Origin of the sequence: Clostridioides sp. GD02404 (assembly GCF_045898275.1) — a bacterium.
Taxonomy (GTDB): domain Bacteria; phylum Bacillota; class Clostridia; order Peptostreptococcales; family Peptostreptococcaceae; genus Clostridioides; species Clostridioides difficile_A.
In genome coordinates, this window is the sequence record NZ_JBJOCA010000017.1 from 12,927 (window position 1) to 35,088 (window position 22,162).

The 22,162-nt window shown below is 28.8% G+C and carries 23 protein-coding genes; all 23 read right to left on the bottom strand.

Annotated elements, in window-relative coordinates:
* Nucleotides 1–23: 23 nt before the first annotated feature.
* Nucleotides 24–1,352 carry a DUF512 domain-containing protein gene (locus Q3287_RS11370; protein ID WP_054277276.1) on the bottom strand — a complete coding sequence of 443 codons (1,329 nt, stop codon included), beginning with the start codon at nucleotides 1,350–1,352 and terminating at the stop codon, nucleotides 24–26.
* Between the two features lie 237 nt (nucleotides 1,353–1,589).
* Nucleotides 1,590–1,790 (bottom strand): capping complex subunit for YIEGIA, encoded by a 201-nt coding sequence (locus tag Q3287_RS11375; protein WP_021385530.1) that lies wholly within the window; start codon nucleotides 1,788–1,790, stop codon nucleotides 1,590–1,592.
* Between the two features lies 1 nt (nucleotide 1,791).
* Nucleotides 1,792–2,724: a YIEGIA family protein gene (locus Q3287_RS11380; protein WP_407964106.1), complete on the bottom strand. Its 933-nt coding sequence runs from the start codon at nucleotides 2,722–2,724 to the stop codon at nucleotides 1,792–1,794.
* A gap of 44 nt (nucleotides 2,725–2,768) precedes the next feature.
* Nucleotides 2,769–3,701 (bottom strand): YIEGIA family protein, encoded by a 933-nt coding sequence (locus Q3287_RS11385; RefSeq protein ID WP_054271209.1) that lies wholly within the window; start codon nucleotides 3,699–3,701, stop codon nucleotides 2,769–2,771.
* A 54-nt stretch (nucleotides 3,702–3,755) separates the two neighbouring features.
* Entirely contained in the window at nucleotides 3,756–5,045 is a 1,290-nt protein-coding gene (locus Q3287_RS11390; RefSeq protein WP_054271210.1) for a HAMP domain-containing sensor histidine kinase, read from the bottom strand.
* A gap of 28 nt (nucleotides 5,046–5,073) precedes the next feature.
* Nucleotides 5,074–5,766 carry a winged helix-turn-helix domain-containing protein gene (locus Q3287_RS11395; protein ID WP_003416112.1) on the bottom strand — a complete coding sequence of 231 codons (693 nt, stop codon included), beginning with the start codon at nucleotides 5,764–5,766 and terminating at the stop codon, nucleotides 5,074–5,076.
* Nucleotides 5,767–5,780: 14 nt separating this feature from the next.
* Nucleotides 5,781–6,542 carry a peptidoglycan editing factor PgeF gene (pgeF, locus tag Q3287_RS11400; RefSeq protein WP_407964107.1) on the bottom strand — a complete coding sequence of 254 codons (762 nt, stop codon included), beginning with the start codon at nucleotides 6,540–6,542 and terminating at the stop codon, nucleotides 5,781–5,783.
* Nucleotides 6,539–7,000, bottom strand: a complete 462-nt coding sequence (gene nrdR, locus Q3287_RS11405; RefSeq protein WP_054271212.1) for a transcriptional regulator NrdR — start codon at nucleotides 6,998–7,000, stop codon at nucleotides 6,539–6,541. The genes pgeF and nrdR overlap by 4 nt, the downstream gene beginning before the upstream one ends.
* 25 nt (nucleotides 7,001–7,025) lie before the next feature.
* A complete protein-coding gene (locus Q3287_RS11410; protein ID WP_054271213.1) occupies nucleotides 7,026–7,289 on the bottom strand; it encodes a YlmC/YmxH family sporulation protein in 264 nt (87 codons plus the stop codon).
* Nucleotides 7,290–7,393: 104 nt separating this feature from the next.
* Nucleotides 7,394–8,167, bottom strand: a complete 774-nt coding sequence (gene sigG, locus Q3287_RS11415; protein ID WP_054271214.1) for an RNA polymerase sporulation sigma factor SigG — start codon at nucleotides 8,165–8,167, stop codon at nucleotides 7,394–7,396.
* A 91-nt stretch (nucleotides 8,168–8,258) separates the two neighbouring features.
* Complete coding sequence (sigE, locus tag Q3287_RS11420) at nucleotides 8,259–8,981, bottom strand: RNA polymerase sporulation sigma factor SigE (protein WP_054271215.1); 723 nt, start codon at nucleotides 8,979–8,981, stop codon at nucleotides 8,259–8,261.
* Between the two features lie 24 nt (nucleotides 8,982–9,005).
* Nucleotides 9,006–9,851 (bottom strand): sigma-E processing peptidase SpoIIGA, encoded by an 846-nt coding sequence (locus tag Q3287_RS11425; RefSeq protein ID WP_079740395.1) that lies wholly within the window; start codon nucleotides 9,849–9,851, stop codon nucleotides 9,006–9,008.
* Nucleotides 9,852–10,169: 318 nt separating this feature from the next.
* The gene (locus Q3287_RS11430) at nucleotides 10,170–11,444 is read right to left on the bottom strand and encodes a sugar ABC transporter substrate-binding protein (protein ID WP_054271216.1); all 1,275 of its coding nucleotides are present in this window, start codon (nucleotides 11,442–11,444) and stop codon (nucleotides 10,170–10,172) included.
* A 273-nt stretch (nucleotides 11,445–11,717) separates the two neighbouring features.
* Complete coding sequence (gene ftsZ, locus Q3287_RS11435; RefSeq protein WP_054271217.1) at nucleotides 11,718–12,875, bottom strand: cell division protein FtsZ; 1,158 nt, start codon at nucleotides 12,873–12,875, stop codon at nucleotides 11,718–11,720.
* 188 nt (nucleotides 12,876–13,063) lie between these two features.
* On the bottom strand, nucleotides 13,064–13,417 hold the full coding sequence (locus Q3287_RS11440; protein WP_054271218.1) for a small basic family protein: 354 nt from the start codon (nucleotides 13,415–13,417) through the stop codon (nucleotides 13,064–13,066).
* A 98-nt stretch (nucleotides 13,418–13,515) separates the two neighbouring features.
* Nucleotides 13,516–14,190 carry a DUF881 domain-containing protein gene (locus Q3287_RS11445; RefSeq protein ID WP_054271219.1) on the bottom strand — a complete coding sequence of 225 codons (675 nt, stop codon included), beginning with the start codon at nucleotides 14,188–14,190 and terminating at the stop codon, nucleotides 13,516–13,518.
* Between the two features lie 4 nt (nucleotides 14,191–14,194).
* Nucleotides 14,195–14,893: a DUF881 domain-containing protein gene (locus tag Q3287_RS11450; protein ID WP_054271220.1), complete on the bottom strand. Its 699-nt coding sequence runs from the start codon at nucleotides 14,891–14,893 to the stop codon at nucleotides 14,195–14,197.
* Between the two features lie 22 nt (nucleotides 14,894–14,915).
* Nucleotides 14,916–15,656 carry a cell division protein FtsQ/DivIB gene (locus Q3287_RS11455; RefSeq protein WP_054271221.1) on the bottom strand — a complete coding sequence of 247 codons (741 nt, stop codon included), beginning with the start codon at nucleotides 15,654–15,656 and terminating at the stop codon, nucleotides 14,916–14,918.
* Nucleotides 15,657–15,925: 269 nt separating this feature from the next.
* Entirely contained in the window at nucleotides 15,926–17,152 is a 1,227-nt protein-coding gene (gene murG / locus Q3287_RS11460; protein WP_054271222.1) for an undecaprenyldiphospho-muramoylpentapeptide beta-N-acetylglucosaminyltransferase, read from the bottom strand.
* Nucleotides 17,153–17,169: 17 nt separating this feature from the next.
* Complete coding sequence (gene spoVE, locus Q3287_RS11465; protein ID WP_021385452.1) at nucleotides 17,170–18,300, bottom strand: stage V sporulation protein E; 1,131 nt, start codon at nucleotides 18,298–18,300, stop codon at nucleotides 17,170–17,172.
* 51 nt (nucleotides 18,301–18,351) lie between these two features.
* Nucleotides 18,352–19,707, bottom strand: coding sequence for a UDP-N-acetylmuramoyl-L-alanine--D-glutamate ligase (gene murD / locus Q3287_RS11470; protein ID WP_284182173.1), 1,356 nt, complete (start codon nucleotides 19,705–19,707; stop codon nucleotides 18,352–18,354).
* A 20-nt stretch (nucleotides 19,708–19,727) separates the two neighbouring features.
* Complete coding sequence (gene mraY / locus Q3287_RS11475; protein WP_021385460.1) at nucleotides 19,728–20,693, bottom strand: phospho-N-acetylmuramoyl-pentapeptide-transferase; 966 nt, start codon at nucleotides 20,691–20,693, stop codon at nucleotides 19,728–19,730.
* A 43-nt stretch (nucleotides 20,694–20,736) separates the two neighbouring features.
* The gene (murF, locus tag Q3287_RS11480) at nucleotides 20,737–22,110 is read right to left on the bottom strand and encodes a UDP-N-acetylmuramoyl-tripeptide--D-alanyl-D-alanine ligase (protein WP_407964108.1); all 1,374 of its coding nucleotides are present in this window, start codon (nucleotides 22,108–22,110) and stop codon (nucleotides 20,737–20,739) included.
* Nucleotides 22,111–22,162 lie beyond the last annotated feature (52 nt).

Sequence of the window (22,162 nt, forward strand, 5' to 3'; positions counted from 1 at the left end):
TTTCTCCTTCCATCTTTTGTTTTCTATTTTAAAATTTTATCCACAAAGTCTTTTCCTTCATTCAAACATGGGATAATTTTTATTTTCATAAGTTCTTCTAATTGATTTAATTCAATATTATCTAAGAAAATTTCTTCATCTGCTTTTAGCATACTTCTTGTTATATAAAGAGCTTCTCCTAATTCTTTATTTTCAAGTTGCTCTCTTAAATCTTTAGCTGTTAAAAGACCTGATACAGTTATTGTCTCTCCAAAAAATTTATTTTTTATCTCATACACATCTACCTGAAGATTTTTAAACTTGTCCATCATAGCATCTGCCATACTCTGTATGAATTCATATGCAGAATGACCAGTAGCTATTGAAACTCTTTTCTCTTTTTTAAGAATTTTTTCTGGTAATGTATTTAAATATTCTTCGATTTCTGATTTTAACTTACGTATCATTCCTACACCATCTTCAAACTGTAAAAAACCTTCATATTCTTCATATGTAGGTAACTCTCTATTAGATAATATATAAAATTCATCTGATAAAAAGGCAAATCGAGTCCCTATTTCATTAAGATATTTTTTTTGCATATTGTGTATCTGTTCTATCGTCCTACTTGCACCTTCACTATCAAATATGTCTAGGTTTGCTAAATTTTCTCTGTGTTTTGTAATTCCAACTGGTACTATAGCAACACTATTTACGTATGGATAAAGTTGAGCTAATTCTCTTATTGTTCTCTCTAATTCTTTTCCATCATTTATACCTGGACATAAAACAATTTGACAGTTCATTTCTATATGAGCATCTGCCAATCTCTTCATTATACCATATAATTTTCCTGCAAATTTATTACTTATCATTTTTTGTCTTAATTCTGGGTTAGTCGTATGCACAGATATATTTATAGGACTTATTCTATATTTAATGATATTATTTATATCTTCTTCGCTCATATTTGTAAGTGTAACAAAATTCCCTTGCAAAAAAGATAGTCTCGAATCATCATCTTTAAAATAAAGAGTTTCTCTCATTCCTTCTGGCAACTGGTCTATAAAACAAAACATACATTTATTTCTACAACTTTTAGCTTGGTCAATTATTGGATTTGTAAATTCAACACCCAAATCTTCGTCATAGTCTTTTTCTATCTCGTATATGTAGACTTCGCCATCTTTTTTTTGTATTTCTACTTCTAGATATTCATCACTTAGTAAGAATCTATACTCTATTATATCATGTATTGGCTGTTCATTCACAGATATAAGTAAATCTCCTATTTCTATACCCATTTCTTCTGCAATACTATCTTTGTAAACCTTACTTATAATGTTATTTATTTTTTTTACATTTACTTCCAATTTTTTCACCACTCTTTTGTATTCATCAAAGCTTATTATAATATATTTTCATATACAGTTTGTAAGTTTATTATATTTTATAATAGCATTTTTAAGCATTTCATGTCATAATAACACATTTTAATTCTAATAGTCAATATAAGTAACTAGCTATAAAAAAGATTAAAACAAATAATATTCAAATTTAAGTATTTTAAAAATTTGAATACTATTTGTTGTTAGAAATATTTTATAACCTTAATGTTTTACTATGATTAACGTTCCATTTGTCATATCATGAACCATTCCACCTACACACTTAGACATCAACATTGCCTTATTTTGTAAGTCTTTCTCATCGTTTGCATAAAATATTGGGCAACCTCCACCATTTTTCATATTCTTATCTAAAGTAACTATAGCTAGGGTATATTCGTTTAAACCTATATCCATTCCCATCTTATGCACTTCCTTTCTTTCCTATTTTATAATTTTTTAGGGATAAGTTTTTACCTTTAGAACTTGAAAGTATTGGACATGACTTTACAGCTTCCATTACTTTTTCTACATTCTTATCTATTGGTAAATAAGCAATCATTATACTTTCATCATCCTTATTTCTTCTAGGTAATGGTACAAATGAAGGTTCTCCATAATCTCCATATAAACCTAACCTTGAATATATATTGTATACTATTGCTTGTCTTTGACCTGAATCAAATAATATTCCAGCATTAGCATAATCTTTATTTTTAGGAATTATTTGTATTCCTACACCTCTATTAATATATACTTCTCTATCACTTTTTAGACCTATATTTGTTATCCCTTTTAAATCTCCTACCTTCAATATCGACTCATTCACAAAACTAATCTCAGCAGGCATTACATCAGCTATATCTCCAATACTTTTTCTAGTAAGGAGTTTTTTTAGTATAAAGGCTAATACTAATCCACAAACCGAACTTATTATCAAACTTACGCCTTCACTTATCTTTGTTTCTGCAAGTATTACATAATACAATCCTATTGTTAAAAAGGATGTAACTATACACATATAATTTCTTGCTTCATAAGTTCTAGCTATCTCTTCTATAAATGCAGCGCCTCTCTTTACAAGTTGAACTTCCTCTAAGTTTTGTAATGTATTCCTTCTATTAGCTCTTACTTGTCTAAATTGTTCTGCTGCTAGAGATAAAAATGTTATAGATGTATAAGAACGATTTATAAGAGCTGGAACTAATAACGCTCCTAATGAAGAAGCGACAAATGCTAATATAAGCTGAGATAGCAAAACGTTTGGTTGTGTTGGGTACTGTTTTTGGTCTAAATTTAACATTATAATTCTGGATGTCATACCAATAATAACAGCAACAAAAAATACTCTATCCATTAAATCACTCCTAAAATATTTATTCTAAAATTTTACATGTAAATCTACAAAGTCTTCCTAGAAAAATCACTCTGTTTCCCTTTTGATGTTTCTATAATAGGTGTACTCTTTACTACATCTATCATGACATCTATATCTTTGAGTATTGGCATATATGGTATAACCACAGTACTTTTTTCTAGATTAGTCTTAGATATAGCCACAATATCAACCTCATCTACATCTTTATCTATACCCATATGAATAAATAGATTATGTATTATAGCTTGTCTTTGCCCTACATCATTTACTATTCCAAATGCACCTAAGTCTCTTGGTATAACCTCTATAGCTAGGCATTCATTTTTATATTTTTCTCTTGTACTTTCTAGACCTATATTAGTTATTATTACTCCATTTACTGTTAAAATAGGCCCTTCAAAGCTTATTTTTGCAGGAACTATATCTGCTATGTCTGCTATACTATTTCTTCTTAAAAACCTTCTAAAAATTAAACCAACAAGAGCTCCTGATACAATAGCTAATACTGTACAATAAAAAAAGCTAAGGTCATACTTTCTTGCAAAAACAATATAAACTATAGAAGATACTAATGCAGAAAAGAGACTTATATAACTTCTAGATTCATAGGTAGAGGCTATTTCTTCAACATAAGCATCTCCTTTTGGAACTAATTCTTCATTATCGATATTCTTTAATGTTATTCTTTCTTGTTCTGCAAGTCCTTGAAATTGTTGTATTGCTACTGCAAAAAAAGTCAATGCTGAAAACTCTTTATCTATAAGTGCAGGCAATGCTATCGCACCTAATGAAGCTGAAAGCCCTGATATTATTATCTGTTCTAAATAATCTTGTGGTCTTGATGGGTACTGTTTGTCTGTAACTCTTAAAACTAATCCTCTACATAATACTCCTACAACTAATGCAACTATAAAAGAGTGTCTAAATAAATTTGCATTCAATAAACTTTCTTCCATTTTCTCAGCTCCTTCTCTTATATAGTTTGTGCAAAAAACAAAAAAAATTTCCTTCTATTTAAGGAAATTTTTTTGTAGTATTGTAACAATAAATTCACTACCAATACCAAGCTCACTTTTGACTTTTATACATCCATTTAGCGATTTAACTATATGCTTAGTTATAGCCAATCCTAAACCCGTTCCTCCTACGTCCCTACTTCTTGCTTTATCTACTCTATAGAATCGCTCAAAGATACGTTCTACATCTTCTTTTGGTATACCTACACCATTATCTATAACCTTAATTACTATTTTTTCTTCATCTTTTAAAACTACAACTTGTACAATCCCATTATCCTGAGTGTATTTTATAGCATTATCAACTAAGTTTAAAAATACTTGTTTTATATAATCTCTATTAGATAATATGCTTATTGATTTGTCATCACATTTATATAGGACTTCTATATTTTTTTCTCTAGCTGAATGTTGTGTTATTTCATATACTTCTTTAAATACATCATATACCACAACATTTTCCATAAGAAGGGTATCTTTATTTTCTACGAATGATAATAATAATATATCATCAATCAATCTTTTTAATCTATCTGATTCACTTTCTATTATTTCCAAGAATCTATTTCTAGTATTTACATCTATGTTTTCATTTGACTTTAGTGTTTCAACAAATCCACTTATAGATGTTAGAGGTGTTTTAAGTTCATGACTTACATTTGCGACAAAATCACTTCTCATATTTTCAAGCTTAACTTTTTTAGTAATATCTTCTATGTTTACTATAGAACCTATTATTACATTATTGGTGTTTTGAAGATACACTGGGTCTACTTTTATTTTATATACTATATCGTCTTTAGTCGTAATATTTGCAGTTTCATTATCTTTAGAACCAATAAATCTAAGTATTTGCTTTAATATTTCTTCTTCTTTTATTACAACATTAATATTGTGTCCTTCTACCAATTGATTTGGTTCGCTTTTTATCATTTCTTTTGCTTCATCATTTATAAGAAGTATATTTCCATTTACATCTATAGCTAAAATTCCATGCGATATACTCTTTAATATAGACCTTAACTGTAGATGTTTATACTGTACTTCTTCTAATGTTTTATCCATATTTTTTATCATATGATTAAAATTTCTGGCTAATTCTCCAAGCTCTCCTTTAGCTGATATGTTAAGTCTAGCATGGTATTCATTATTACTTACTTTTTTTGAAACATATATAAATTCTTTTAAATATTTTCTTAATGTTATTGTATATCTTACAGATAATATCACAATAGCTATTGATAACATAACAATAAAAAAATATATGCTATTTAATTCTTCCACAAGATAACACTCCTAAAATATAACCTTTTTAATCTATTTTATATCCAACACCTCTTATAGTCTCTATATACTTTTCTGACTTATCTTCATCTTCTATTTTTTTTCTTAAATATCTTATATGGACATCTACTGTTCTAGTTTCTCCATAGTATTCATACCCCCATATTTTATCTAAAAGATAATTTCTTGAAAGTACTTTACCTTTATTTTGAATTAATAATTTTAACAATTCAAATTCTTTAAGTGTTAACTCTATCTTTTCAGAACCTTTAGTGACCTCATGCTTTGATAAATCTAATTTTAAATTACCTGTCGTAAGTATATTATTTTCTTCACCTAAGCTAGTCAAGTTATACCTTCTTAACACAGAACTAATTCTAGCTAACAACTCCTTTATACTAAATGGCTTAGTTATATAGTCATCAGCACCTATTTCAAGTCCTTCGACCTTGTCATTTTCCATATTTTTAGCAGTAAGCATTATAACAGGAATATTTTTTAAATCTTTATCACTTCTTATTTTTCTCAAAACTTCTATTCCACTTATATTTGGTAGCATCCAATCTAAAAGTATTAAATCTGGTTTAATTTCCTTAGCTTTTATAAATCCATCAAATCCATCATATGAATAACTAACTTCGTAATTTGACACCTCCAAATTGAATTTTAATAGCTCAACTATATGCATTTCATCGTCTATAACAAGCACTTTAGTATTCATTAAAAAGCTCCTCTCTATTTTATCTGTAGTACCGTTCCTATTCGTTCTGATGCCTTATTATGTTTTCTATAAGAGTGGAATTCATCTGCTCTACAACTAGTGCATAAATTTAAATTTATTATATTCTCCTTTTTCACTCCACTACATCTCAGCATATATTCATTAATTTTCCATAAATCTAAATAGTAACTTCCTTCTTTTATTATATAGAACTTTTCATCATTATTTGTAAGAATTGTGTTAAATTTTTCTACCAAATCCTCAGATACTTCATAACAACAAGGTCCAATTGATGGACCAATTATACAAACTAAATCTTCAGGAACTGTTTTATAACATTCAGACATTAATTTAATTGTTTTATGACCTATATTACTAAAAGTACCTCTCCAACCTGCATGAGCCAGTCCTATGGCTTTATTTTTAGCATCTATGATTGACATAGGTACACAATCTGCTGTAAATAATAAAAGAGGTACTCTCTCTAAGTTTGTTATAAGTGCATCTCCATCTATTCTCTTTCCTATAGTATCTTTATTTACTATGTTAACTATATCTGAATGTATTTGAGAATTACTAGTTAGGTTTTCAAATTTTAAATCACATTCTTTACATACTTTTAACATATCTTCTTTACTTTTTGCATCTATATTCTTACATGTTATAACTAGATTTATAGAATTTAACTTTTCGTCAAGTTCTTTACAGTTACCATTTAAATCAACATACTCTTTAATATCTTGTACATTTTTTATATTTATATAATCTTTCATCATTTGTCTCCTTTTTCTATTAGTATACTTTTAAGCTCATTTACAAAAGTATTTATATCTTTAAATTGTCTATAAACAGAAGCAAATCTTACATAAGCTACTTCATCTAAGTCTTTCAATTTGTCCATTACCATCTCACCAATTCTTTTGGTTTCAATTTCTTCTATAAAACATTTATTTATTTCATTTTCAATATGTACAACTACACTCTCAATATCTTCTATTGATACAGGTCTTTTTTCACATGCTTTTAATAACCCATACTTTATCTTTTCTCTATCAAAATACTCTCTACTATTATCCTTTTTAATAACCATTAAAGGAGTTGTTTCTATTTTCTCATAAGTAGTGAATCTCTTTTTACACGATTCACATTCACGTCTTCTTCTGATAGATTTTAAATCTGTATGTCTAGAATCTATTACCTTTGATTCTTTATAATTACAATAAGGACATTGCATATATATTCCTCCTTTGTTTTAACTACTATATCTCAAATTCATCTAAGCTTAACTCTGAACCTATATTTACTATTATTGTATCACAACCTATTTTAAGTATATCATTCCAAAATATAACTTCTTCATCCCCTCCTCTTGAAAAAAAATTTCTACTTCCATCTCCAAAGATGGTAAATGAGACTACCTTTCCCTCATGAATATCCATATCTATGTCTATTATAAATCCCATCCTTTTTCCATTTTTTACATTTATAATTTCTTTTTCCATTATATCAGAAACTCTAATCATATTATACTCACCCTTTCTTTAAAAATAAATATGTATTGGAGTAAAAAAAAATGACCTATATAGGTCATTTAAATTTAAAATAATGTTTACAGTCCAGGGATTACTTATACATACTTTCTCATATTTTTTAAAGCATTTTTTTCAATTCTTGATACTTGTGCTTGAGATATACCGATTTCATCAGCAACTTCTATCTGTGTTCTTCCTTTATAAAACCTTAAATCTAATACCAACTTCTCTCTACTATTTAATTTTTTAATAGCTTCTTTAAGTGATATTTCTTGCAACCAATTTTCATCAGTATCTTTTTTGTCTTGAACTTGGTCCATAACAAATATTGCATCTCCATTATCTTGATATACTGGGTCAAATAGAGATATAGGGTCTTGTATGGCATCTAGTGCCATTACAACTGACTCAACTTCTAATTCTAATTCTTTTGCTATTTCTGATACTGTAGGTTCTTTAGAATTTGTTCTAATTAATCTTTCTCTAACTTGTAGTGCCTTATATGCTATATCTTTTAATGACCTACTCACTCTAATTGGGTTATTGTCTCTTAGATATCTTCTGATTTCTCCTATAATCATAGGAACAGCATAAGTTGAAAACCTTACATTTTGACTTAAATCAAAGTTATCTATAGCTTTTATAAGACCAATACAACCTATTTGAAATAAATCGTCTATGTTTTCTCCTCTGTTGTTAAACTTTTTTATTACACTCAAGACTAATCTTAAATTCCCTCTTACAAATTGTTGTCTAGCTTCTTCGTCACCACTTTTTATTTTTAATAAAAGTTCCTTCATTTGCTTATTTTTAAGAACTGGAAGTTCCGATGTATTAACACCACATATTTCAACCTTATTAATTTGCATACATTTTCAGTCCTCTCTCAAAAGTATTCATCTATTGAAATTATTTACATTTCCAATTTTTTTATACTTTTTAAGAAGAATTAATTTAGCATTATACAAATTTTTTCATTTCTTTCTGTAACCTTGAAATTATTTTCTTTTCAAGTCTAGATATGTAAGACTGAGATATTCCAAGCATTCCAGCAACTTCTTTTTGTGTTTTTTCGATACCTTTATCTATAAGACCAAATCTTAATTCCATAATTTGCTTTTCTCTGTCACTTAATCTGTCAAGTGCCATAACTAATAAATCTCTATCTATTTCTTCTTCGATTATTTTGTATATTTCATCATTTTCTGTACCCAAAACATCAGATAACAAGAGTTCATTTCCATCCAAATCTATATTTAAAGGTTCGTCAAATGATACCTCTGTTTTCTTTTTATTATTTTTTCTTAAGTACATTAATATTTCATTTTCTATACATCTTGAAGCATAAGTTGCCAATTTTATATTTTTGTTTAGTTTAAAAGTATTCACTGCTTTTATCAAACCTATAGTTCCTATAGAAATCAAGTCTTCCACATCTATACCTGTATTTTCAAATTTTCTCGATATGTAGACCACTAATCTTAGATTTCTTTCTATCAAAATTGATTTTACACTTTCATCTGTTTCTAGTTTTTGTAAAACTTCCATTTCTTCTTCTGGTTTTAATGGAGGAGGAAGTATATTCGCTCCTCCCATATAATATATTCCTTTTGGCTTTATTATTTTTAATTTAATACCTAACATAGTAATAAAGCTTATAATTCTTTCTTTCAATCGTAACATTCCTTGTCCCCCTTAAATTTTCACCTAAAATCCAGGCAATATATTTGGATTCATTATTGCTCCATATTCTCTATCATTAAAATTTGAGATACCAAGTATTATATTTCCTATCTTCTGCTCATCTACTTCTACATAATCAGCTTTTAAACCTATTATGATGCTTGTCTTATTACTTCCAGCATGTTTATAAGGTATTATCCTAACCCTGCCTGAAGTTTTATCATCTAGACTCCCTATAATCTCTTGTGCTTTCTTCATATCTATATCTTCATAGTCAATATTTAATAGATTTTCTGGAATAAACCCTTCTAACACACTTGACTTAACTATTATTACATCACTTTGACTTATTGGGTCTTTTAATAAATTCCCACTGTCCACTAAGGCTTTACAACAAAAACTTTTTTCTAACAAGTTTATATTTATAGTCTTTGTAAGTTCCTTGATGTATTTAAGCATTTTCAAGTCTTTATAAATATACTTTAATAGTTCACAACTTACATAAGTACATGCAATTAAGAAAGATATTTTTAAATGACTTATTCCTGTAAAATAAATTATAAAATAAGTGCTTCCAGAAATAAAAATGTTTACTAGATAAAAAACTAATGCTACATGAATATAATCTTTTTTACTCTTACTTCTAAATGAAATTAAAGTTATTATACTCATAATTATTATTTTGAATGGTACTGTGAATAATATGTTCATTGATGGATACAAATAAGCAACAGAATAGGCACCTCCTAAACTAGCCCCCAATAACTTATTTTTTTTAGGATTGTATTTTTTAGTGAGAATAGAAGTACAACTTATAATAATATAATTTATTACTAGGTTTTCTATAACATAGTACTCAATATACACCATGTATCCCCCCTTAAAACCTTTAAACATATTATAAGATAGTATGTACAAAATTTTATGTCACTTTTGATGGTCGAATCCAAAACAAATTCTATTTAAAAGTAACAATGATATATGTCTTATACTTTATGTCGCCAAAAGATATTTTTTTAGTATCAAACAAATAAGCTTTTTTGTAGAATCTAATATATCTAGGTAGAAGTTATTAGTTCTTTTTGGGGTATATTTTTATAAAAAAAGACTATGTAATTTAATAATATATCAAGTAAATTTTTTACTTGTATAAAATCAAATTACATAGTCTATAAATTCAAATTTATATTATTGTGCTAATAATCCGTTTGCATATTTTGCAGAATCATCTAGTGCTTGTTCTGGAGTTATATCTCCAGCTATCATCATTTGAAGTTGTTTCCATAAGTATTCATATATCTCTACTCCATGAGGCCCAACAGTCAATGGTCTATACATATCTTTATCTTTTGTTACCATTTCTTCAAATCTTGGGTCTCCTTGATATTTTTCACCTTTTGCAACTGGAGCTCTTGGTATTTCTTTATGGAATGCTTCCATTGATTCTTTGCTTAACATATACTCAAGAAGTTTAAATCCAAGTTCTTTATTTTTACATGCTGACATTAATGTTAAATCATCCACTGAAGCAAAACTACCAACTGTCTTGTCTTCTAATGAAGTTACATATCCCCAGTTTAAATCTGGAAACGATTTATCAAAAGTACTTGTAGCAGCAGAAGATAACATTATAGTAAATGCAGCTTTTCCTGGTCCAAATACACTTTCAACCATTTCATTACTATCTTTTGATAAAGCATTGTCTGGTATATATTTTTTCATATCATTTATAAAGTTTGCAGCTTTTAAACCTTCTGCATTATTAAATTTAACTGATTTTAAATCATCATTATATATATCTCCACCAGCTTGCCATAAATAAGGATACCAGTTCCAGTTTAAGCTTCCAAATACTTTAGAACCCCAACCTTGTGCAAGACCCCACTGGTCGATTTTTCCATCTCCATCAGTATCTTTTGTTGCTTTTTCACATATTCTTTTAAAATCTTCCCATGTTTTTGGAGGTTTCTCTCCTAATTTTTCTAGTATATCTTTATTATAGTATAGTACTCCTGGATTAGCAGCTTCTATAGGTAATCCATAAATACCACCCATCATTTTTGCATTATCCAAGTATAGGTAATTATCTGAAGTTCCTGATTTTTCTAGATAAGGTGTCAAATCTTCAACTGCACCCATTTCTATAAATTGAGGAAACATCTCTGCATACATGTATCCTATGTCTGGTCCTTCACCTGCACTTATTGCAGTTGCATATTTTTCTGCATAGTTATCCCATGGAACTATTTGGAATTCAATTTCACAATTATTTTCCTTTTCAAATTTCTCTAATATTGGTTTCCATGCATCTGCATCATGGTCTGTCAATGGTGCAGACCACACAACTAATTTTTCTTTACCATCTTTACCCTTAGAATCTTCTTTTTTTGAACACCCAGCAAGAATTGATACTGATAGAACACTTACCATCACTAAAGAAAGAATTTTTTTTAGCTTAATCATGCTTAATCCCCTTTCAGACTTTAATTTGTCTTTTTCCTCAAATATTTACAATTTAATTCAGATTTAATATTAACAAATAAGACTACCCTTGTCTAATCATAAAAAACTATACTAACTCTTATAACTATCATTTTTTTCTATATGTGTTGTTTTTATTCATTTATTAAAAAACTTCTTTTACATTTCAAAATATTGAAATGTATTTTTATGCTTTAGGAGATTAAATTAGGCAAAATAAAAAGAAGTCTACTGACTTCTTTATAAATTTCCATATTATCTTCTTCTTCTTAGGAATGTAGGTATTTCCATGCTCTCATCATCGTCTTCTTCAATTATACTTGCTTTTTTAGGAGCTTCTATTTTTTCTTCAACAATTACTTCTTCTTCAATTTCTTTTACAGCTTGTTTTACTGTTGTGTTCAATGAAGAACGTATGCTTGACTTAGGTTTAGTGTCTAAGTCTAATACACCACTTTGTAATCCTTCAAATCCTGTTGCGATTACTGTAATCATTATTTCATCACCTAAATCTTCTTTTATAGAAGCACCAAATATAACATTCGCCTCTGGGTCACAGGATTCCATAACTAAAGTAGATGCTTCATTAACTTCAAATAATCCTAAGTTAGGTCCACCAGTAACATTAAGAAGAACTCCCTTAGCTCCTTGTATTGATGTTTCTAGAAGTGGAGATTGAATAGCTTGTCTAGCAGCATCTATTGCTCTAGTCTCACCACTAGCACTACCTATACCCATATGAGCAAGACCTTTATCTTTCATTATAGTAGTAACGTCTGCGAAGTCTAAGTTTATTAAACCTTCAACTGCTATAAGGTCAGAAATTGATTGTATACCTTGTTTTAATACATCATCTGCAACTGCAAAAGCATCTAGCATTGAAGTATTTTTTTGTACTATCTGTAAAAGTCTATCATTTGGTATTGTTATAAGAGTATCAACTTTTGACTTAAGTTCTGCTATTCCACCTTCAGCATTCTTCATTCTTATCTTACCTTCAAATGCAAAAGGTTTTGTAACTACACCTACTGTAAGTATACCCATTTCTTTTGCTAAGCCTGCAACTACTGGAGCAGCTCCTGTACCAGTACCACCGCCCATTCCAGCTGTAACAAAGACCATGTCGGCTCCTTGAAGCAATTTTACTATTTCGTCTTTACTCTCCTCAGCAGCCCTTTTTCCTACTTCTGGATTTGCTCCTGCACCAAGTCCTCTAGTTAATTTTTCTCCTATTTGAACTTTATATTCAGCTTTTGATGTATATAAAGCTTGTTTATCTGTATTTACTGATATAAATTCAACGCCTTTTAATTGCGCTTCTACCATTCTATTGACAGCATTGTTTCCACCGCCACCTACACCTATTACTTTAATTTGTGCACATTCTTCTAATTCTACGTCAAAGTTTAGCATCATAAACCCCCTTCTCTCATGATTCAAAGTTATCGTATGTATTAATTATATCATTTTCTTCTTTTATTTTGTTAACCTTTAAGTAACATATTCCACAAAAACGTAAATTTTCCTTTTTAATTTTCTTACTTATATTGTCAAATATTACTCTTGAGTATAAAATAATTTACATATATATCAAATGCTCTTTAATTTCTACGTTTTTTATTCATAATATCGCTAACAACATAACGTCTAATTATGGATAAATTATTAAATAATCTCATACCAAAAACCAATACAGCAACATAATAAAGAGAAACACCTAATTTTTCTCCTATATAAGTCAATAATATAGCTAATATAGCATTCCCTATGAAACCAGTAACAAAAATTACATTGTCATAGTTATCTTCAAAACTGGATTTTATCGCTCCAAAAATAGAATCCATTATTGCAAGAATAGCTACTGACATATATATGGAATAATCCATAGAATATGTAAATGGAATGTAGTAACCTACTACTACACCAAATGCTAATCCTCCTAAAACCCATATCATAAATCCTCACCTCTTTATTTTACTTTGAAACGCAAGTATATTACAATCCTTTTTATTAAATTTTCTTATTTTTTCTTTATTTTTTTATATTTTTCGCTTTATTTTGCGAATAAATCCACTTTATTACCATTATTTTCCAGTATTTTTATGTTGATTCCATATATCTCTTTAAGAGACTTAGCATATGATTCTGGAGAATTTATAGCAGCACTCAATAAATCTATATCGCCTATAGCTTTTATTATAAATGGTTGTCCATATGTAGTATCATTTACTGTAATAGTGGCTCCTGAACATTTTATCTTACTAGTTGATAGTACTCTTTCTCCATTTATAGAAATTGCTTTCGCACCAGCTTTTTTTAAATCATTTAAAACTCTTAAAATATCAATATCATGTATAATCAAGTCATTTGGATTCTGCCCATCTTTTAACTCTCTATCACTATCTTTCATAGTGACAGTTATACCTGGCCCTGTAACAGTTGAATAACCACTTAATTCTTTAACTTCCTCAAGCTCTTTTTTCATAAGTGTTTGGATAGATTCATTTCCATTCTCTTTTGCTTCCTTATATTCATTTAAAGTTTTTTTGTTACTTTTAAGTACTTCTTTTAAATGTTTTATTTCTTTCTTCGTATTTTCTATCTCACTTTCAATATTTTCAGTCTGACTCAATGTTATATACACTTTATTTGGGTCTAGTGACTTTATATAAGTTGATATGAAAATGCCTAATATGAACGCTCCTAATATAATCATTTTCTTTTTCATACTATTATTTCCTCTCCACTTTGTTTATATCACCATGGCCATCTATTTCTACATTTTCTTCCTTACTTACTTTTACCTTAGCATTATAATACGTTTCTATTTCCCAGACAATACCATATTTTATATTAAGTGCAGAAGCTAATGTATCAGAATCACCAATTGCCTTTATTATAATTGGTTCTTTTATGACAGTGTCATTCATGTAAAGCTTATCCTCTTTTAAATACATGTATGTATTAGAAACTATTCTCTGTCCGTTTATAGATATAGCACTTGCTTGTGCTGAATTTAATTTATTTATCATTGATAGTAATAAATCATAATTATATAATATACTATCGTTTTTATCAGAACTTCCCAAGTCTTTTGCAGAATTTATCTCAACTTTTATACCTTTTCCTTCAACGTCTGTATATCCAGCCAATGTCTCATATTTTTCTATTTCTGACTTAAGTATATCTTGCTCTCCTTCGTCATTTTTACCTCTATAAGTCTCTATATCTTTCTTCACACTATTAATTTCTGACTGTAAATCCTCTTTTTCTTTTTTTAGAGATTTGAGTTCTTCTGTAAGTTGTTCTCCTCTTTTAAAAGTTGTCATACCTCTATTTTCTATATTAATAATTTTAAGTTGTAAACTAACAAGAACACCCAATACAATACTTCCTATGACTATGCTTTTATTTATAAATCTTCTTTTCAATATATCACTTCCTTACAATTGTCTATCCTTCAGGACTATACACAGCTAATTTTCCATAATTGAGATTTATAGTCCCTCCTTTTGTATTTTTATTTTGCAGGTCAATCAGAATTTTACTTACCCTAGATATATTATAATCTAAGTTATCATCATTAGAAAGTAAGATTTTTATATTACTTCTTGTAAGCATATCTACATTGCTTTCTTTTCTTAAGTTTACATAATTTATTTTTCTATAAAGTCCTTCTTCTTTTAAAGAATTTAAAGTTTTAAATACGTTCTCTTTAGTTTTATAATTTTTAAATTTTATTGTTTTATCATCATCAACACTATAATCAACATCTACTATTAAATCTTTTTTACTTTCATTAGAACCTCTAAGTTCCTCTAACAAGTTACCTTTCTTATCTATATAACAATAATTGTCTACATTCTTTAATACTGCAAATATTTCTTTTTCTTTTAAACTTATAATTATTTTATTTGGAAATTTTCTTTTTATTTCTACATTTTCTATATATGGATTTTTCATAAGTTCATTTTTCATATCTTTAAAATTATATGCAAAGATGTTTTCATGTGTATTTATATTTAGTTCTTTCATTATATTTGATTTAGTCACTCTCTTATTTCCTATTACATCTATTTTCTTTACATCAAATAAATCACTTTTTACAATCATACATATCCCAAAAGATAGCATAAGTATAAAGACTAAAACTATCATGACATTATTCGTATTTAGCTTCCTTTTCTTTTTCAAATATAATCAACCCCTTTGGTTAATAAATACACCTTTAGAGCTTATTTTTCCTACAAGAAAATTATAATATTTAAAGTCAAATTTTTTCATTTTATTACAAAACATCTAAATAAAATATAAATAAATATAAATAAATCAATACTTCATCAAAATAAATACAAAATACTATATACATTTCATACCTTTAAATTTGTGTACATACAAATAAACCCCTAATTTATAATAATTTAGAAAATCTAATATATTATAAATTAGGGGTAAATATTGATTTACCTTTTCTTTATTCCTATCACTTTAGCCTGACCTTCTATACTTGGAGTTGCTTCTTTTTTTATTTCTTTTACTTCTTCAGCAACTTTTTCTTTTTTTGTTTTTTTAGATGAGGACTTTTGTGTTGAATTATATACTTTTATTATCTCATCGTATATAAGGTCTATGGCTTCTGGTTTCCCTATAGTTTTGCTTGCATTTGCCATATCAACTAAAAGTTCTCTATCTCCTAAAAGTTTAAATACTGCTGTATTTAAGCTCTCTGGAGTTAGATTTTTTTCTAAAATCGCAATTCCTGCACCTTGCTTTTCTATACTTTTAGCATTATACTCTTGATGATTTTCAGCAGTATATGCTTTAGGTATTATTATAGATGGTTTTCCAAGAGCAGTTATTTCAGCTAATGAAATTGCTCCTGCACTACCTATAACTAAATCGCTTGCTGCAAGTGCATTTGCCATATCTTCTAAGTAAGGTACAACCTTTTGGTATGGCTTAAGATTTACATCACTGATACTTTCCATAAACTCATCATAATAGCTTTTCCCTGTTGCAAATATAAAAGCTATATCTTCATTCACCATGTTCTTTATCACAAGTCTCATTGCATCATTTATTTTTCTTGAGCCTCCACTACCACCATAGCAAAGAACCATTCTTTTTTCTTCACTTATTGCAAGATTCTTTCTTGCAATATTTTTTCTTGATAATAAAATTTCTTTTCTAACTGGATTTCCTGTAAAAACTAATTTATCTTCTGCTGTCTCTGGAAATCTTTTATGTGAATCTTCAAAACTTGTAAGTACCTTTGTAACTGTTTTAGATAGAATCTTATTAGTTACACCAGGAAAAGAATTTTGCTCATGTATTATAGCTGGTATTTTTCCCATAGATGCATTAAATAAAACAGGTCCACTAACATATCCACCAGTTCCTATAACTACATCTGGTTTAAATTTCTTAACAATCTTTCTTGATTGTTCTAAACCTTTAAAAAGCTTAAAAACTCTTTTTACATTATCGAAGTCTATTTTTCGCTTAAATCCTTGTACTGTTACAGTCTTTAATTCAAATCCATACTTAGGAACTATTTCTGATTCTATTCCTTTTTCCGTCCCAACAAAAATTATCTCAGCGTCTGGATGCTCATCTCTTATTTTGTTAGCAATAGCTATAGCTGGATACACGTGCCCTCCAGTTCCACCGCCTGATAATAAAACTTTCATCAAATCATCATCTCCTGTTAATTAATTTTGACATGCTTTGAGATGTTTAACACTATACCTATAGCTCCCATAAAGATGGTGAGCGAGGTTCCCCCATAACTTATAAATGGTAGTGCTACACCTGTAGCTGGCATTGATGATGTTGCAACTGCTATATTTAAAGCTGCTTGTATTCCAATTTGTGCCCCTATACCTATGACAACCATACAAGCAAATACATTAGAAGTCTTCAAAGCTATTCTTACACATCTGTAGACTAAGGCTACAAATAGCATAATAACTATTATACAACCAATCAATCCTAACTCTTCTCCTATTATAGCAAATATAAAGTCATTTTGTGGCTCTGGTATATAAAAATACTTTTGTTTACTCTTTCCTAAGCCTAGACCAAACAATCCACCTGAACCAAGTGCATATAAACCTTGTATTACCTGATACCCCTTACCAAGAGGGTCTTGGAAAGGATCTAAAAACGATGTAACACGGCTAAGCCTATAAGGTTCAGCAATTACTAATGCAGCAAATAAAGCAGCCCCACTTCCAATCATAGCAAATACAATTTTCATATCCATCCCAGCAACAAATATCATTACAAATGTAACTAGAATTACAGTACCTGCTGTTGATAGATTTGGCTGAAGTATTATCAACGCAAAAAATATCCCTGGAACTACGAGAAGTGGTACAACACCTTTTGTCAAAGATTTTATCTTATCATAATTTTTCTCAATTAATTTTGCAGTTAATATTATTGTAGCAAACTTAGCTATTTCTGCAGGCTGAAATGTTAAAGCACCTATTCCTAGCCATCTTTTTGCTCCGTTTGCTTCTATCCCTAAAGGGGTTAGAACTAACAATAATAATACTACTGCTATAGCTCCAATTGCTGTAGCATTTTTCTTCCAAAAACTATAATCTATCCTTGATGTAATAATCATAACTATAAACCCAAGTATAGCATATATTACATTCTTTTTTAGAAAATAGTACGCATCATTGTGTTTAAATGAAGATTGTATAAAACTTGCACTAAACACCATAACTATTCCTACAAATACTAAAAGCATAGTAGTATAAAATACTACTCCATCAAATTCAGTCTTCATCCTTATGTCAATTTGTTTTTTCAAATTTTCTTTAGGCATCCAACTAATATACCTCCATTCTTCCATTTAAGTAAGTTTAGAGGTAAGAGATTATTTTAAATTGTTTACATTATCTTTGAAGTCTTTTCCTCTTACTTCAAAACTTTCATACATATCCCAACTTGCACAAGCTGGTGAAAGAAGCACTATATCTCCACTTTTTGAAATCTCATGAGAAGTCTTAACTGCTTCTTCCATATCTTTTACTATATGTATGTCATTAAATCCTTTATTTTTGGCACAATTTTCTATCTTTGATGCAGTTTCTCCTAACAAGACTACTGATTTAACATATGACTTTGCAGTTTCAAAAAGTTCATCAAAATTACTGCCTTTATCCATTCCTCCTGCTATAAGTATTATAGGTCTATTGTAAGACTGAACAGCTTTTATAGTAGAGTCTGGATTAGTTCCTTTTGAATCATTTACATATATTACATTGTTTAAGTCTCTTACAAATTCCTGTCTGTGTTCAACTCCTTTAAATGTCATCAATACATCCTTTATGACTTCTAAGTCAACATTACAGACATACGCTATTGCTATAGCTGCCATACAGTTTTCTAAGTTATGACCTCCAGGTAAACTTACATCATCTTTATTTAGAAACTTGATTTTATCATCTATATCTATTATTATGTCATTATTTTCTAAATATACTCCTCCATTTACTTTTTGAGTTCTCGAAAAGTAAATTACTTTAGCATTACATTTGTCAGCCAGACCTTTTACTATCTCATCATCATAATTTAATATGCAAAAATCCTCAGCAGTTTGATTCATAAATATATTTGCTTTTGCTTCTATATATTTTTCCATAGTGTGATGTCTGTTTAAATGGTCTTCTGTAATATTTAATATAGCACTTACTTTAGGTCTAAATTCATCTATGCTCTCAAGTTGAAAACTGCTTAGTTCAGTTACAAGCACAGACTCTTCATTTGAAGTTTCTATAGTATCTATTACAGGATTTCCTATATTACCAACTACATATGTATCTCTTTTTGCTCTCGAAAAAATTTCTCCTACCAGGCTAGTTGTAGTTGTCTTACCATTTGTACCTGTAATCCCTATAAAAGTTGGATTATTTGATAATTTAAAAGCTAATTCTACTTCACCAATTATATACTTGCCTGAATTTTTTAATTTCAAGATAAATGGAAGGTCTAGTGGTACTCCTGGAGATACTACTACCATATCTATGTTATCTACATCCTCTGGATGATGTCCTAATATGTATTCTATGTCATTTATAGATTTCAATTCATCAAGTATGTTTTTCAATTTATTTTCATCTTTAATATCATTCACTATTATACTTGCACCTAATTTATCTAAATGTTTAATTGTAGATATGCCAGTTTTCGCAAGTCCTACTAATAAAACTTTTTTTCCTTTTAAGTTCATTTTTAATTCCCCCTAGACCTCTAAAATACTGCTATTATACTTATCCAAGCCAAAACAACTGTGATAATCCAAAAAACGAATACAACCCTTGTCTCTGGCCAACCACATTGTTCAAAATGATGGTGTATTGGAGCCATCTTAAAGAATCTCTTTCTTGTCGCTTTAAAATATCCAACTTGAATTAAAACTGATAGAGCTTCTGCAAAGTAAATTCCTCCAATTATAGGTATTATAAGCACTGAATTTGTTAGAACTGAAAATGCTACAACTGCACCACCTAGTGCCATTGAACCCGTATCTCCCATAAATACCCTCGCTGGATATGAATTAAATCCTAAAAAGCCTAAACATGCTCCAACAGTTGCTGCTGCTAAAACTGCAACTTCTGTGTTTCCAGCAATAGAACTTGCAAATAGCATAAAAAATACAGAAACTATTAAAGTTACTCCTGATGCCAATCCATCTAATCCATCAGTTAAATTCACAGCATTTACTATTGCTACGATTATAAACATCATTATTGGTATATATAATATTCCAACATTTATTACAAAATCTGTAAATGGTATCATAAGTTGTGAAGCACTTGATGATGATGTATACTGATAAAAAGCAACATAAAAAGATAATGCAACTTGAAGGATTATTTTTTGATATGCTTTTAATCCAAGTGATCTTTTTAACTTTATTTTTATAAAGTCATCTAAAAAACCAATAAAACCAAAACCTGCAATACATATAAGACCTACTGCCATATCATGACTAACTTTTACTCTTGTAAGTCCAGTTATTAGAATTGCCACTATCATTATAATTCCACCCATAGTAGGTGTTCCATTTTTTGCTAGATGTGTTTGAGGTCCATCATCTCTAACCGTCTGACCAAATTTAAATTTTCTAAGCATTGGTATAAATATTGGTCCTATTATAATTACTATTAAAAACGCAATCAATGCGGTGTACGTAAGCTCTGTTATTCCTAACATCGTAAAACTCCTCTCCCTTGTCAATCAACTCATTAGTTTAAGCTTATTTATTTAGATATTCGACTATTTTTTCTAATCTCATGCCTCTTGAGCCTTTTACTAAAATAGTGTCTCCTGTTTTTACTAATTCATCTAACTTGTTAAGTACTTCTTCTCTATTCTCAAAGTGATATATATTGGCTGTATCAAATCCTAATTGTTTTGCCTCTTCTCCAATAAACACTGAATTTTCACCTATAGTTATTATAACATCAGTATTATTCATAGATGATTTTCCTACTAATCTATGACCATACTCTGAAATTTCACCCATTTCTAATATATCTCCAAGTATTGCTACCCTTCTACCTTTATATCTTCCAAGTATCTTTAAAGCAGCATCCATAGAATCTGGACTAGCATTATATGAATCATTAATTATTGTTAATTTTTCATTCTTTATTATGTCTAGTCTCATTTTTGTCCCTTTAAAATTTTTTAAACCTTTTTTTATATAATCTAAAGAAATATTTAGACACATTCCAACCAATATTGCAGACATAGCATTATATATATTATGTTCTCCTATTGTTGGTATAAATATTTCCTCTTTTTTTCCATCTATAACGCATATAAATGTAAGACTATCTTCTTCCATAGTATAACTTTCACAATAAATATCATTGTTTTTGTTGAATCCAAATGTTTTTAGTTTATACACATGTTCTTTTTCTCTTAATGTAGATAAAAACTTATCATCTCCATTTACAATTAAAGTATTTGTTTCATCAAAATTAGAAGTGATTTCCATCTTTGCTTTTAAAATACCTTCTTGTGAACCTAGTTTTTCTACATGTGATAATCCTATGTTTGATATTACTGCAATTTTGGGATTTACTATATCTACTAAATATTTTATTTCATTAAATCCAGACATTCCCATCTCTATTACAGCACACTCATGTTCTTTATTTAGATTAAATAAAGTCAATGGAACTCCAAAATGATTATTTAAGTTCTTTTCATTTTTTAATATGTTTAGTTTTGCGGATATAGCAGAATATATCATATCTCTAGTCGTAGTTTTTCCTACGCTACCTGTAACACCTATAAATGGAATATTAAATTTTTCTTTATAATATCTTGAGATATCTCCTAGAGCTAAAGATGTATCTTTTACCTCTATTAAATTTATATCCGAACTTTCTAATTTTATTCCATTACTTTCACTTTTTATAAAAGTTTTGCATTCACTATCATATGCAGACTTCATAAATGTATGCCCATCTAAATTTTCTCCAACTATGGCTACAAATGCATTTTGGGCATTTGCTTCCCTGCTATCTATAACTATATCACTTACACAGTCATTATAATCTCCATATATTAACTTCCCATTAGTTGCAAGTACTAACTCTTTTATTGTTAAGCACTCCATTATCAAACTCCTCCTTTAAAACCTTTAGTTATATTGTCTTAGCAACAAAAGG